Origin of the sequence: Pseudocolwellia agarivorans, assembly GCF_002000085.1 — a bacterium.
In the GTDB taxonomy this organism is placed as follows: Bacteria; Pseudomonadota; Gammaproteobacteria; order Enterobacterales; family Alteromonadaceae; genus Pseudocolwellia; species Pseudocolwellia agarivorans.
In genome coordinates this window covers 23,791-36,686 of sequence record NZ_MUZU01000017.1, presented here as the reverse complement: position 1 = coordinate 36,686, position 12,896 = coordinate 23,791, and the positions used below count along the sequence as shown (strand labels likewise).

Annotated in this window: 14 protein-coding genes; 11 read left to right on the top strand and 3 right to left on the bottom strand. The window is 36.6% G+C overall.

All coding sequences use genetic code 11. The features are described 5' to 3' along the window. Positions 1 to 49 precede the first annotated feature (49 nt). The 4 genes from B0X80_RS18560 to B0X80_RS18545 are packed head-to-tail and all read left to right on the top strand — an operon-like array spanning position 50 to position 3,220. Entirely contained in the window at positions 50 to 982 is a 933-nt protein-coding gene (locus B0X80_RS18560; RefSeq protein ID WP_076420790.1) for a hydroxymethylglutaryl-CoA lyase, read from the top strand. A gap of 13 nt (positions 983 to 995) precedes the next feature. Further along, complete coding sequence (locus B0X80_RS18555) at positions 996 to 1,562, top strand: carboxymuconolactone decarboxylase family protein (protein WP_077343027.1); 567 nt, start codon at positions 996 to 998, stop codon at positions 1,560 to 1,562. 9 nt (positions 1,563 to 1,571) lie between these two features. Next, positions 1,572 to 2,216: a glutathione S-transferase family protein gene (locus tag B0X80_RS18550; RefSeq protein WP_077343025.1), complete on the top strand. Its 645-nt coding sequence runs from the start codon at positions 1,572 to 1,574 to the stop codon at positions 2,214 to 2,216. Positions 2,217 to 2,224: 8 nt separating this feature from the next. Continuing rightward, positions 2,225 to 3,220, top strand: coding sequence for an NADP-dependent oxidoreductase (locus tag B0X80_RS18545; protein ID WP_077343023.1), 996 nt, complete (start codon positions 2,225 to 2,227; stop codon positions 3,218 to 3,220). A 369-nt stretch (positions 3,221 to 3,589) separates the two neighbouring features. Here B0X80_RS18545 and B0X80_RS18540 read toward each other — a convergent pair whose 3' ends face one another. Further along, positions 3,590 to 4,255, bottom strand: coding sequence for a hypothetical protein (locus B0X80_RS18540; protein ID WP_077343021.1), 666 nt, complete (start codon positions 4,253 to 4,255; stop codon positions 3,590 to 3,592). Between the two features lie 279 nt (positions 4,256 to 4,534). On the opposite strand from B0X80_RS18540, the gene B0X80_RS18535 reads away from it, so the two are divergent. The 5 genes from B0X80_RS18535 to B0X80_RS18515 all read left to right on the top strand — a co-directional run bounded on the left by B0X80_RS18535 (position 4,535) and on the right by B0X80_RS18515 (position 10,061). Next, on the top strand, positions 4,535 to 6,727 hold the full coding sequence (locus tag B0X80_RS18535; RefSeq protein ID WP_077343019.1) for a TonB-dependent receptor: 2,193 nt from the start codon (positions 4,535 to 4,537) through the stop codon (positions 6,725 to 6,727). 11 nt (positions 6,728 to 6,738) lie between these two features. Continuing rightward, positions 6,739 to 7,551 (top strand): alpha/beta hydrolase, encoded by an 813-nt coding sequence (locus B0X80_RS18530; RefSeq protein WP_077343017.1) that lies wholly within the window; start codon positions 6,739 to 6,741, stop codon positions 7,549 to 7,551. A 2-nt stretch (positions 7,552 to 7,553) separates the two neighbouring features. Next, on the top strand, positions 7,554 to 8,003 hold the full coding sequence (locus tag B0X80_RS18525; RefSeq protein ID WP_077343015.1) for a hypothetical protein: 450 nt from the start codon (positions 7,554 to 7,556) through the stop codon (positions 8,001 to 8,003). Positions 8,004 to 8,314: 311 nt separating this feature from the next. Then, positions 8,315 to 9,007 (top strand): hypothetical protein, encoded by a 693-nt coding sequence (locus tag B0X80_RS18520; protein WP_076420782.1) that lies wholly within the window; start codon positions 8,315 to 8,317, stop codon positions 9,005 to 9,007. A 208-nt stretch (positions 9,008 to 9,215) separates the two neighbouring features. Next, the gene (locus tag B0X80_RS18515; protein WP_175623989.1) at positions 9,216 to 10,061 is read left to right on the top strand and encodes a cupin domain-containing protein; all 846 of its coding nucleotides are present in this window, start codon (positions 9,216 to 9,218) and stop codon (positions 10,059 to 10,061) included. Here B0X80_RS18515 and B0X80_RS18510 read toward each other — a convergent pair. Both B0X80_RS18510 and B0X80_RS18505 read right to left on the bottom strand, forming a co-directional pair. Then, the gene (locus tag B0X80_RS18510) at positions 10,058 to 10,504 is read right to left on the bottom strand and encodes a DUF255 domain-containing protein (protein WP_077343011.1); all 447 of its coding nucleotides are present in this window, start codon (positions 10,502 to 10,504) and stop codon (positions 10,058 to 10,060) included. The genes B0X80_RS18515 and B0X80_RS18510 overlap by 4 nt on opposite strands. Before the next feature lie 84 nt (positions 10,505 to 10,588). After that, the gene (locus B0X80_RS18505; RefSeq protein ID WP_077343009.1) at positions 10,589 to 11,476 is read right to left on the bottom strand and encodes a hypothetical protein; all 888 of its coding nucleotides are present in this window, start codon (positions 11,474 to 11,476) and stop codon (positions 10,589 to 10,591) included. Positions 11,477 to 11,704: 228 nt separating this feature from the next. On the opposite strand from B0X80_RS18505, the gene B0X80_RS18500 reads away from it, so the two are divergent. Together B0X80_RS18500 and B0X80_RS18495 are read left to right on the top strand one after the other, a co-directional pair. Further along, the gene (locus B0X80_RS18500) at positions 11,705 to 12,478 is read left to right on the top strand and encodes an enoyl-CoA hydratase/isomerase family protein (protein WP_077343007.1); all 774 of its coding nucleotides are present in this window, start codon (positions 11,705 to 11,707) and stop codon (positions 12,476 to 12,478) included. Then, entirely contained in the window at positions 12,478 to 12,894 is a 417-nt protein-coding gene (locus B0X80_RS18495; RefSeq protein WP_077343005.1) for a PaaI family thioesterase, read from the top strand. Before B0X80_RS18500 ends, B0X80_RS18495 begins: the two co-directional genes overlap by 1 nt. Positions 12,895 to 12,896 lie beyond the last annotated feature (2 nt).

Sequence of the window (12,896 nt, the reverse complement as noted above, 5' to 3'; positions counted from 1 at the left end):
GCGTAATAGCAAGTTTACAGAAAATTTTATTTACATTGGGAAGAGAGAAATGTCTCATTTTGATATAGAAATTAGTGAAGTTGGACCAAGAGATGGCTTACAAAGTATTAGTACTATTATGCCTACGGCAGATAAAATAGCGTGGATTAATGCACTTGCAGCCGCTGGAATTCCTGAGGTAGAAGTTGGCTCCTTTGTTCCGGCTAAAGTACTTCCTCAACTTGCTGATACCGCACAATTGGTTGAACATGCTCAACAGATTAAAGGTTTAGCTATTGCTGTGCTGGTACCTAATTTACGCGGTGCACAAAATGCGGTGGCTTTAAAACCCACTAAAATGAGTATTCCTTTTTCTTGTAGCGAAACCCACAGTTTACGTAATGTTAAGCGAGATCATCAGCAAATGTTGGAAGAAGTTCGAAACATTGCAGCACTTGTAAAAACACTGCCTAAAGAGTCGCGACCTAAGTTTGAGGGCGGTTTAGCTACAGCTTTTGGTTGTTCGCTTGAAGGCCACGTAAGTGAAGATAAAGTGGTGTCTTTAGCTGTGGCTTTAATGGAAGCTGGTTGTGATGAAGTGGGGCTTTCTGATACCACAGGCTCTGGCAATCCAGCGCAAGTTAAACGATTAATTAAACGCGTATGGGAAGCCATAGGTAAAGAAAACCTAACGGGTGTTCATTTACACAATACGCGTGGTCAAGGCTTAGCGAATGCGTTAGCGGCCATCGATACAGGAATTACGACTATAGATTCTTCTATGGGTGGAATAGGTGGATGTCCTGCCGCTCCAGGGGCTAGTGGTAATATAGTGACTGAAGATCTTGTTTTTATGCTTGAGTCTATGGGATTAAAAACCGGTGTTAACTTCGACAAATTATTTGAAGCAAGAGCGTTACTCGCTAAATTATTACCGAACGAAGCGTTATATGGATTTACGCCATTGTCAGGTTTACCTAAAAACTTCCAGTATGCTAAATAAGTAAGGTGAAAATATGTCACGTTTAAAACCACTGTTAATGTCAGAACTTTCGCCCGATCTTCAACATACTATGCTCGCTGGTGAAGAGATAATGGGGTTTTCACCCAACGATGGGCTCATTATGGCCAGAAAACCTGAAATGCTAAATGGTATTTTAGGTCTTGTACAAACCCTTTATCAACCCAGCGCATTACCAACAGAAATTAAAAAACTTGCAGCCTTGATGACCAGTAGCTCAAGCGGTTGCCAATATTGTGAAGCACATACCACTTATGGCGCGTTAAAACATGGCGTAGATAAACAAAAAATTGAATTGATTTGGGAATATCCTACTCATCCATTATTTACTGAGGCTGAACGTGTAGCTTTAGACGTAGCACGAAGCGCGGCTTTAGTACCTAACGGTGTCACCGATGAATTATTTGAGCAACTAAAAACTCATTATACCGACGAACAGATTGTTGAATTAGTAGGGATTATTTCTTTATTTGGTTTTTTAAATCGCTGGAATAGCACTTTTAAAACTGATATTGAAGCGACACCTAAAAAAGCGACTGAAAACTTAACTTTATCAAAATAGAGAATTGTTATGCGTTTAATTAATTTAGATCATTCACCTTATGCGGCCCGCGTAAAAATTCAAATATTACAAAAAGGGCTACCTATTGAGATGATAGCTCCACCTGTAAAGCTGAAAACGCCTGAATTTCTTAAAGCTTTTCCTTTGGGTAAAGTGCCTTTACTTGAATTAGATAATGGTGACTATTTGCCGGAATCTTTAGCGATTATGCAATATTTAGAAGAACTTTATCCTGAACCTTCTTGTCAGCCATCATCAGCCATAGAGAAAGCCAATATGCGTGTGGTAATGTCTTATACCGATACGCATTTAGGGCCAGCACTGCTACCTTTTTTTAAGGCAATGTTAATACCCAACTTTTCGTTTGATCAAGAACAACAAGTTCAGTTAGTGATACAAACATTAGAGAAAATGGACCGATGGTTAGCCATTAATGACTCTTTTGAACGAGAGATAAATTTAGGTGATATGACATTACGGCCTACCATTTGGTACGTACAAAAAATATTACCTCAATACACGCAAGAAAAACCATGTGAAACGTTACAAAATTTAAGTTTGTGGTTAAAAATGGTTGATCAAAACTCCCATGTAGTAACTACACTCAATGCAATGGAAGTTGCGTTTAACCAATTTATGAACCCCACGAAGTAGGAAAAATTATGCAAATAAATAACCAAGTTACTTTAAAAAGTACCCCTTCAGGGGAAGCAACACCTGAACACTTTACCCTTATTGAAAACCCGGTATCGGCAATAGAAGAAGGTTCTGTACTTTGCGAAACTCAATACTTATCTTTAGATCCTTATATGCGCTCTCAAATTGCAGGTCGTCATATTTCGGGAACCATTAAACCGGGAGATGTATTGCGTGGAGAAACGATAAGTAAAGTCGTTGAATCTAAAAGTGAAGCCTTTAAAGCAGGGGACATTGTTAGGTGTTTTGGTGGCTGGCAAAATTATTCAGTGCATAAAGCGGAAGAGCTTTCATTAATCAGCCCTGAAATTAATCCCGCATCGTATGCTTTGTCTGCATTAGGGATGCCCGGTTTAACTGCTTACGCCGGTTTAGTTTTACAAGCTAAACCCAAAAAAGGGGATGTTGTTGTTATTCCTGCGGCAACAGGGGCTGTAGGTTCTGTGGTAGGGCAGCTTGCTAAAATTTATGGCTGTAAAGTTATTGGTATAGCGGGTAATGACGACAAGTGTGCTTATGCGATAAATGAACTGGGTTATGATGAATGTATTAATCGTAAAACAGAAAACTTAGCAGACAAGTTAGCTGAATTATGCCCAGATGGCGTTGATATTTATTTTGATTTAATTGGTGGTGAAATGTTAACTACCGTTTCAGAAAAACTTGCCGTAGGCGCTCGTGTTATTTTATGCGGATTAATGGCTGAATATAACAATAAAGATCGTTCTTTTGGCCCACCTCCTGGTTTTTGGATACGTGCAAGAGCCATAGTGTACGGCTTAGTTGTTTATGACTTTGAACCACAACGAGCACAATTTATTGAAGAATGTTTACCTTACATTAAAGACGGACGATTAAAAGTTAAAGAAGATGTTTACGAAGGCTTAGCTAGTGCTCCACAAGCATTTTGTAATTTAATGGACGGTAGTAATATGGGTAAAGTTATTATTAAAGTTAAATAACCACAGCTTAAGTTAATAAAACAAAAATATAAAAGGGGGATTATCAAATGATAATCCCCCTTTATTTTAAATTAACCAAAGTTTATTTAGATTATACCAAGTCCATTAAGTTTTTTCCCACTCAGCGAGAGTTAAAAGGCTTAGAGGCAAGGCATTGATTGAAGAGAATGGTTATTCCCTTGTCAAAATCAATAACGCCGCATATAAGCCTTTTAAACTCGCCCTTGGGAGCTCATTAGCAAACTTATAACGGCACAAAATTAGTGAAATATAGAATAACTATGTTTAAATAATTTTGCTTGTTTTAAGCTCGCTAATGTAGCTCTGAGTTGAGAACAAACTTAATGGAATTGGTATTAAATAAGATGATTAAAACATAGGTTTAGCAATACCTATTGCCGCTTCAAAAATCAACACTACCCAAATAGTGATCACCCAAGGCTTAACCTTATTTAAGCTAATAACCATAAGTTTATTATCTTCATCTGTTTGGCTATTACTAAACAATTTTATATAGGTACTAACAAATCCTTTTAGATTAACTCGGATCATTAATCCACAAAATATTAAAAAAGCAAAACCTAATAGCTTAATGATTAGCCAAGGGGCTGCATCAAGTCGACCTGTGGTATAGGCGTATATACAGGAAGCAATAATGCCAATAATCATTATCCATCTGAAGTAAAAATCAATGGCGGTAAGTTTAGGGATAAAACTTGCGTTATGCTTAAAGTGTAAAACCAATACTAAGGTTAGCCAAACAGGCCCTAATAATATAATACCTATCATTTGCCACATAGGATGCTCTATACCTAAATAATGACTTAAAACTCCACCTACTGTTAGCATTAAACTCATGCATATACGCGGTAATAAATCACAACCCAGCATAATTTTAGCGGCAGTTAAGCGAGTTTCTTGGCTAAGTGTTGAGTCAACAACAAACTTACTGGAATAAAAAACCCCAACGTCTGCACCAATCCAATAACAAAACAGCAACACATGAATTAACAGTGTGATCTCATAAATACTCATATTTTTTTCCTCGTATTTTTATAAATAAGTCTATGTATTTATTATTTATTTGTATATTTGACAATGCACATTCATCTTCTACGCTTTAAGTAACCCTTATTTAAAAGGTTAAATATTGTTCATATACGCTTGACAATGACTAAAGATATAATAATATAACAATAGGTAAGGATATAAAAGTATGACAATAGACTTTTGTCATAAAGTATAAAAATATAATAAAAACAACAAAACAACAAAGCAACTTAACCAACAACGTAACCTCAATAAGGGAACAACATGAAAACATCATTTAAACCCAGCTATATTAGTGCCGTTATTTCATTGTTACTTTCAACTTCTACTAGTCTTATGGCTCAAGAAGCTGCACCAGCAGCGGAGTCAGCTGAAGATAAAGGGCTTGAAAAAATTACAGTTACCGCTTTACGTCGAATTACCACCACACAAGAAATCCCAGTATCCGTTACGGCTATTGGAGAAGATGATTTAGAAGTAAAACAAATACGTAATGTGTCTGATTTACAGTACCAAATACCTAATATAAGTCTAGCAACAAATACGGGTACAGCTAACGGCGCAAGAATATTTTTACGTGGTGTTGGTGAAGATGAATCTAGAATTTCTGCTGATCCAGCTGTAGGTATTTATGTTGATGGAGTTTATGTTGGACGCCAGGTTGGCGCTTTATTTGATTTAGATGATTTAGAGCGATTAGAAGTATTGCGTGGCCCACAAGGCACCTTGTACGGCCGAAATTCAAATGGTGGTGCTATTAAGTTAGTTAGTAAAAAAGCTGAACTTGATGAAGACTACGGCATAGTTAAATTTACAGTAGGTAATAATGGTCGTTTTGATGCCAGACTTACAGGTAACTTAGGTTTAACAGACAGCACCGCTATCAGAACAACCTTTGTTACAAAAACACGTGATGGGTTTCATACATTAAATCCTAATGGTGATTTTGCTGATATAGCAGGCACAGAGGTTGGCGACAAAGATATGAAAGCATTTCGTATTGGCTTATATCACGAATTTAACAGCGACTGGAAAATGAATTTAGCGGTAGATTATACCAAAGATAGTTCAGATCCTATTCCCGCTAGTGCGAGAGCAGGCGACGATGCTGATAATGATCTTTTTACTGTTGAACCTGTAAGTGGTGCAGTTTGTAGTGCCGGAACTCCAGCTAACTTTTTAGCTTTAGGCTGTTTTACTGACTACCATAGTGAAGTAATAACAAAAGGCTTGTCATTAAATATTCAGGGGCAAATTGGTGACTATGATCTAACCTTTTTAACAGGGTTACGTACAATGGAAGATGATCTATCTGGTCATATTGGCTTTCCATATACACAAAAAACAGATCAAGATCAGTTAAGCCAAGAAATCACCTTATCTTCAAATTATAAAGGAGCTTTTAACTTTGTAACGGGGGTTTACTATTTCACAGAAGATGCTCAAGCTGACTCTGTTTTTGTATTTCCATTTGAGTTAGGCGTTGATACAGAGGCAAAAGCGATATTTTTTCAAGGCGATTATGAATTTACTGACACATTAACACTTACATCAGGTATTCGTTATACCCAAGAAACTAAAGAGATTGAAGCGCTTGCTGTATTAAGTGGTTTAACTCGCGAAGAGTCTAGAGATTTCTCAAATACAACTTTTAACGTTGCACTTAATAACCAATTTACTGAAGATGTAATGGGTTACGTTTCGTATTCAACAGGTTTTAAAAGTGGCGGTTGGTCACCCGATTGCTTTGGTGCTACGGGGTGTTTTTTACCTGTTGATGAAGAAGAGTTAGATGCTGTTGAGTTTGGTCTTCGTAGTGATTGGTTTGATAACCGCTTAAGAGTTAACGCGACTTACTTTATGAACAACTATGAAGGTTTACAAATTGCATCTGCCGTTCCTGGCCTAGGATTTACGCGTTTTAATGTAGATGGAGTAGACATAAGCGGTGTTGAAGTAGAATTAACTTATGAGGCAACTGATAGCCTAATAGTTAACCTTACTTTAGGTACTATTGATGCTGAATATACCGATTTAACTTTAGATCAAGCTGGTGGATTAACTAACAATGGTACTTCACCAGGATGTAATGGTGTAGTCAGTATAGAATGTGCTTCAGATTTAGAGCTTAAAAATGCTCCAGAATATAAAGTAAGCCTTGGTTTTACTCACAGCACTGAAATTGGTGAGGGTATGTTAGTCAGTCATATCGACTTTTCTGCAGAAGATGACTCTTATAGTTTAGTCGCTAATGCTCCTGAACATTCATTAACAAGTGTTGGAACTATTGTCAATGCGCGTATCTCATATGAACCGGATCATGAAAAATGGAGAGTATCCGTTTGGGGACAAAACTTAGCGGATCATGAATATGCTCGCGTAGGTGTAGCACAATCGTTTGGGCAATATGCATCAGACCCTTTAACATTCGGTGCTGATTTCGAATACCGCTTTTAAAGGATAAAGTAATGAAGTCCATAAAGGTTACACGTCATTTTACTGATGGTGATTATGGGCAATTACACTATAGAACAGCCGGTAAAGCCTCAACTTTACCGGCTGTTGTGTGTTTGCACATGGTACCTAAATCTAGTCGGTTATATCATAATTTATTACCATATTTAGCTAAAGACCGCTTAGTTATTGCGATAGATTACCCCGGATATGGTGAATCAGATAAACCTATAGAGCAAGCTCAAGCAACGATCGAAAATTACACAAAAGCCATTTGGCAAGTACTAGATCATTTATCTATAGATCAAGTTGATCTAGTGGGATATCACACAGGATGTATGGTCGCTCTTGATGCAGCTCATTTACGGGGTAATCAAGTAAATAAAATCGTTAATATTAGTGCGCCTATTTTTACCCAAAAAGAAGTTGAAGCATTTCATCAGTATTACACTCCAATTGCATTAGATGAGTCAGGTAGTCGATTTAAAACTATGTGGGAACGTATTTTATATTATCGAGGACCAGGGATGACCCTTGAAATGTGTGCTGATTCTATGGCTGAAAATCTAAGAGGTGGCGAAGCTTACGAGTGGGGCCATGCTGCAGCATTTAATCATGCTCAGCAGTATATAGAAAACATCAAAACATTAACTCAGCCTTTATTGGTTATGAATTTAAATGATGATTTAAATGAACATAGCCAACGTGTTGATACATTAATCAACAACGGAGAACGTAAAGACTACCTTCAATGGGGAGCTGGTTTCTTAGATGCTTTTCCGGAAGAGGCTTCCATTGAAATATTAAAATTTTTAAGTGAGAAATAATAATGACATCACCTTTACATAAATTAATGCCAGACGTATTAGAGCATAGAGGTATTTGGCAAGGAACTTATCGCCATATTGATATTGAAGGAAATACGTTAGATGTACATAAAAGCCGTGTTGAATGTATTTTTCCTGAAGAAGGAGAGGTTGTTTATATTCAGCGTAATCAATTCGAGTGGGATGACGGTAGAATATTCAACGTAGCCTTTGACGGTATAATTAAAGATAACCGTATTTATTGGGATACTGAAACTTTTAAAGGATATGGTTGGGTAGCAAGTCCAAATATTTTCTTACTTGAGTTAGAGCGAAAAGATGAACCCGGAGCATGGTTTTACGAAAGTATTGTAATGGGAGCAGACAAAAAGCACAGGGCAAGAACTTGGCATTGGTTTAAGAATGGTCAATGTTTTAAACGTACCCTATGTGACGAACATTTAATAACTTAAATGATTTTTAAACACCTAATAACGCCAAAAAAAGAGTTATTAATAAAGTAAAAGCCCGCTCATGGGCTTTTTTTTATGCACGACATTTGTCAATTAGTGTTACCCCTTTAGCATAACAAGTCTTCAATTTGATATTAGTCATTCAGCATAGTCTTCTGGTTCATTAGCATGAATACTGTAACGTAAAGTCGTTTTTAACTTTATCGCTTATGGAAGGTTTTTCGAGTATTTAATGTTTACCAATACTCAATGTTAATAACTTTCTTAATTTAAATGTATGTAAAACAAAATGATAACTAGAAGGTTTTATTATGTCTTTCTTTGAAATGTATGAACTACCCATTATTCGTTGGATACACATTGTAGCCATGGTTTATTGGTTAGGTGGTGAATGGGGAGTGTTTCAAACGTCTTTTCACGTTATTAACAGAAAACTGGCTATGGCTGAGCGCAGAAGACATATGGAAACAGCCTATCGAATTGATATATTAGCTCGAACGGGCATTATTATATTATTACCCCTTGGTATGCACATGGGGCACTTATGGAATATTCAACCTTATGGCGGTGGCTTTTTAGCTGGCATGTGGGCTTTTTATGCTGGTTGGTTAGCTTTATGTTGGGCGGCGTATTACCATCGCGAAACAGATTTAGGTATAAAATTAACTAAGTTTGATGAAGCTATCCGTTACGTTGTTATACCGACTGTATTTATTGCAGCATTGGCTTCGTTACTAGGTTATGGGCCATTTAATGCTGAATATGGTCAAAAATGGTTTTCAATTAAGTTATTAATATTTTCTTTGTTATTGGTTATTGGTTTGTTATTACGTTACATCATGCGCGAATGGACAACCATGTTTAGAATACTAGACACTGAAGGAGATAGCCCCGAAATTGAAGCAAAGCTTGAAAAATCGATTATATTTGGTCGTAGATTAGCCTACTTGTATTGGATTGGCATATTAACGGTAGCTTTCTTTGGGGCCGTAAAACCAATATAAAATTCTAAGTGCTTAGCTAAGGTCAATGTAAAAATATAACTATAGCTAATACAAAAGAGACTTAATCAGTCTCTTTTTTTATGTAATAAAGATAATGAGCAATATAAAAACTTTCTTCAAACGTATCAGATCTTGATACGTATCAAAAAACATATTAGTTCAATAACCTACTATGACTTTACTTCTTTATAATGTGCTGGAAATTAACGTGTCTAGAGAACATATAGAATTTATTCAATCGCAAGTATTACCATGGCAGTCATGTCCTTTTCAATATGATGTTCAATATAAAGAACTGAGTGTTGATCAAAAAACTCAAGCAACCACAGGTGTTTTTAAATATAAAAAAAACTGGCTTGAAGAAGAGGCCTATTGGTTAGCATCTGAAGAGGAGTTTTTTGTTCTTAAGGGCGAAATTGAAATTAATAAGATCCGTTATACCGAAGGATATTATGGATATTTACCGGCTAACTACTTACGAAAAACCGTTAAAGCCAATAAATATACTGTATTAATACGTTTTATTGATCAGTCACCTCAGCCCATTTACTATCAATATGGCGACCCTTTACCGGTTATGAAAAAAGAAGCTATTGAAGGAATAAATACCTTTGATATGCAATGGGATAAAGGCGTACAAGATGAAAAACTATTACATTTAGATTTTGGCCGTAAAATATTAAGAATAGATCCAACAACTAAAGCAAAAACGTTTCTTTATATGGTGTCGCCACAAACCTATCCGCAACAATGGAAAGGCCCTAGAGAACATCATCCAACCGTAGAAGAGTCTTTTTGTGTTACAGGATCGTTAGCGGGAGAGCACGGCGTTATGCGAACGGGGGCCTATTTTTGGCGACCACCTGAAATACCACACGGCCCATATGGTTCAAGAACTGGTGCGGTATTGCTTATTCGTTTTGTTGGTGGAGAACATGTTAATCATTGGTCGCAAGAATTGTATCCGTTTACTTTTGACCCCGATTATGAACCTATTTTACCTGAACGTTTACAAAGCATAGGTAAGAAAGAGTGGTTACCTGAACCTTTTTAAAGTTGAGCATTGAGAGTTTGATTTAAAAGAGATTGTATCTGTTCAACATTTTTGTATCCGTTGCTAATGGCATATTTATCACCTTGAACTATCATCACCGACGGAAAGCCTTTAAATGCAAGTTGTTCCCCATTTTCATCCTTTAAATCATCAAACACAAAGCTTGAAAGAGCGAAGTTGATGGTTTCTTTTACGGGAATAAAGTGTTCATTTAAGTTTTTGGCTAATACGGGGTTTGTAAATTCAGCTTTTTCCATCGCTGCGCAAGTGTTGCAAAAGCGCATTTTGGCAAATACAAAAATGGGCTTATTTGAGTTCATCGCTCTCGCTTCTTTATAGCTGTACCATTTTACTTCTGAGGTATATAAAATTGGAGAAATAGCCGCGTATAAACTTGGTAATAAAATAAGTGCGGCAACAATTACAATAAAAGGCTTTTTCATTAGGGGCCAGAATTAAACGATAGGAATAACCATTAGACCTTTAAGCTTGGCATATACTTTCAATTTAAAGGCAAATGATAAGTTTTATCCCATTAATTCAATTAATTCCCCAAAAGGGCCTTTTAGTAAAATAGCAGAACGACCTTTATAATAACTGTCTTCAAGTTTATACATAGTAGCATTGAATTTTTTAGCTACTTGTTCAATGTTTTTTACGTGACAACTGATCATCGCAATACCTGACGGTAAAGAATCTATGTTTGTGGTTAAAGGTGCAGCGTTATCTACTTGATCAATTTCGAATAAACACTTGCCGTCTAGTTGTAACGTAGCAACAGGGTATTGGTGGTCAATATCATGCCCCCAAGCCTTATTTAATACAGTCACTTTAGTATCGAAGCTAAGTCCATTGTCAGCAGCATTAAGTTGCTGATAAAAAGCTAAGCTTTTTTCTCTGTTGGGTGTGCACAATACAGGTATAAAAAGTCCTGCTGTTTCATGGTTTGTCATAGGAAGTTCAAACGGAGGAACATCTTTATTTATTTGAGTTAAATAACTTACTTCGCCCGCGGGGCCTACAACTTGCATCGCTTTTATAGCGTCGCTGACTTGTAAATAAGCAGGCTCACCAATAACAGTGAAGCTTTCGTCACATAGTTTGTTATTGATTGTATCGACACATTTAACATTAGTTTCTAACGCCATCCAACCGTATGATTTTAACGGTGTTGCCGCTTTAGCTTTTGGGTCTTCAACAACTCTTAGCCAAGCTTCACCATTAGCGGCCGACAACACAACCAACTTATTTCCAAAGAGTTCAGGTGTATTCCATAATAAAGCCATTTCTCTAGAAACAGTATTTTCGTCAACTATGGTGTAGCCTAAATTAGTTTGATAACTTGATACTACGTACTCAATATCGTGGTGTAACAATGTGGCACCAACAATAGGACCTAACTGACGAGTATTCATGTTTTTACCTTCTTATTTATTAATGAGTATTTATGTGTCGTTTATGAATTGCGCATTTGCTATATCGCAAATTTAGCCTAATAAAATCTGTTGTTTAGCTAGGTAAAGTGCTATCAATAAAGAACATTTAAAATGTAAGTCGTTTTTGTATTCCGATAACTCTTATGTTGATCTATGAGTTATCGGAATACAACAAGCGCTAAACACCGCAAAGGATTTTTTTGATTTATGTCAACCGTAACACTTCAAATTATCAACAATGTTGCTTACTTAACCATTAACCGAGCAGAAAAACGAAATGCACTATCACAAAGTATGTGGCAACAAATCGCAGACTTTTGCGATGAATTAACACGACAAGTTAGCGTTAAGGTGTTAGTTGTAAAAGCTGCGGGAAATAAAGCCTTTTGTGCTGGGGCTGATATAGAAGAACTCACCCAATTTTTAACAGATAAAACTCAGCTAATGGCAAACAATAAAATAGTGCAACTGGCTCAACAAAAGCTTGAACAGTTAACTATTCCTACTGTTGCCGCTATTAATGGTGTATGTGTAGGAGGGGGATTAGGGCTTGCGATGTGTTGTGATTTTAGAATAAGTGTTAATCACGCAAAATTTGCTATAACCCCCGCTAAGTTAGGTTTGCTATACAGTATAGAAGACACCAAGCGATTAGTTGACATTGTTGGTTTAAGCCGCTCTAAAGAGCTTTTATATTTAGGTAAAACTATTTCAGCTCAAACCGCTGAACAGTGGGGCTTGTTAACTGACGTGGTTGATGAAGATCAACTTGATGCTTCTGTTGAACTATTGGTCACAAGTCTTTTATCTGTAAGTCGTAATTCAATTGCAGGCATTAAATCAACATTAGCTTATATTCATTCGTCATCTACCGTTGACGAAGAAAGTGTACGCCAAGTGTTTAATGATGCTTTTAATCATCAAGATTTTAAAGAAGGGGCCGATGCCTTTTTACAAAAACGCAAAGCGGATTTTAAATAATGACAGACACTTTACTTCAAAAAGGTTTTGTAAAATGCAGCCAAAGTGATGGCTTTTGTGAGCATATAGGACCGTTTTACGAACAAATTCAACAAAGTGAAATAGTAAGAGCATTACCTATTGATAAGCGCCACCTTAATCCTGAAGGTGTAGTAAACGGTGGGGTTATTCTCTCATTTATGGATTACGTTATTTATAGATCTATTGGAGATGAAATAAGCCACAATATTCAATTCGCTACTATTAACCTTAATAGTAATTTTTTAGCGGCTGCAAAAATAGGCAACACGTTATTAGGTACGGGTAAAATAATACGTAAAACTCGCAGTGTTATTTTTGCAGAAGGAATTATTAAAACTGAAGAGCGTGACATTATGAGCGCCACTGGAATATGGAAGATAATAAATCATCATTAATG

Excerpts from the sequence above, each read along its gene's own strand:
- B0X80_RS18560 (WP_076420790.1), top strand. The coding sequence starts at position 50 with ATGTCTCATTTTGATATAGAAATTAGTGAAGTTGGACCAAGAGATGGC.
- B0X80_RS18555 (WP_077343027.1), top strand. The coding sequence starts at position 996 with ATGTCACGTTTAAAACCACTGTTAATGTCAGAACTTTCGCCCGATCTT.
- B0X80_RS18550 (WP_077343025.1), top strand. The coding sequence starts at position 1,572 with ATGCGTTTAATTAATTTAGATCATTCACCTTATGCGGCCCGCGTAAAA.
- B0X80_RS18545 (WP_077343023.1), top strand. The coding sequence starts at position 2,225 with ATGCAAATAAATAACCAAGTTACTTTAAAAAGTACCCCTTCAGGGGAA.
- B0X80_RS18540 (WP_077343021.1), bottom strand. The coding sequence starts at position 4,255 with ATGAGTATTTATGAGATCACACTGTTAATTCATGTGTTGCTGTTTTGT.
- B0X80_RS18535 (WP_077343019.1), top strand. The coding sequence starts at position 4,535 with ATGAAAACATCATTTAAACCCAGCTATATTAGTGCCGTTATTTCATTG.
- B0X80_RS18530 (WP_077343017.1), top strand. The coding sequence starts at position 6,739 with ATGAAGTCCATAAAGGTTACACGTCATTTTACTGATGGTGATTATGGG.
- B0X80_RS18525 (WP_077343015.1), top strand. The coding sequence starts at position 7,554 with ATGACATCACCTTTACATAAATTAATGCCAGACGTATTAGAGCATAGA.
- B0X80_RS18520 (WP_076420782.1), top strand. The coding sequence starts at position 8,315 with ATGTCTTTCTTTGAAATGTATGAACTACCCATTATTCGTTGGATACAC.
- B0X80_RS18510 (WP_077343011.1), bottom strand. The coding sequence starts at position 10,504 with ATGAAAAAGCCTTTTATTGTAATTGTTGCCGCACTTATTTTATTACCA.
- B0X80_RS18505 (WP_077343009.1), bottom strand. The coding sequence starts at position 11,476 with ATGAATACTCGTCAGTTAGGTCCTATTGTTGGTGCCACATTGTTACAC.
- B0X80_RS18500 (WP_077343007.1), top strand. The coding sequence starts at position 11,705 with ATGTCAACCGTAACACTTCAAATTATCAACAATGTTGCTTACTTAACC.
- B0X80_RS18495 (WP_077343005.1), top strand. The coding sequence starts at position 12,478 with ATGACAGACACTTTACTTCAAAAAGGTTTTGTAAAATGCAGCCAAAGT.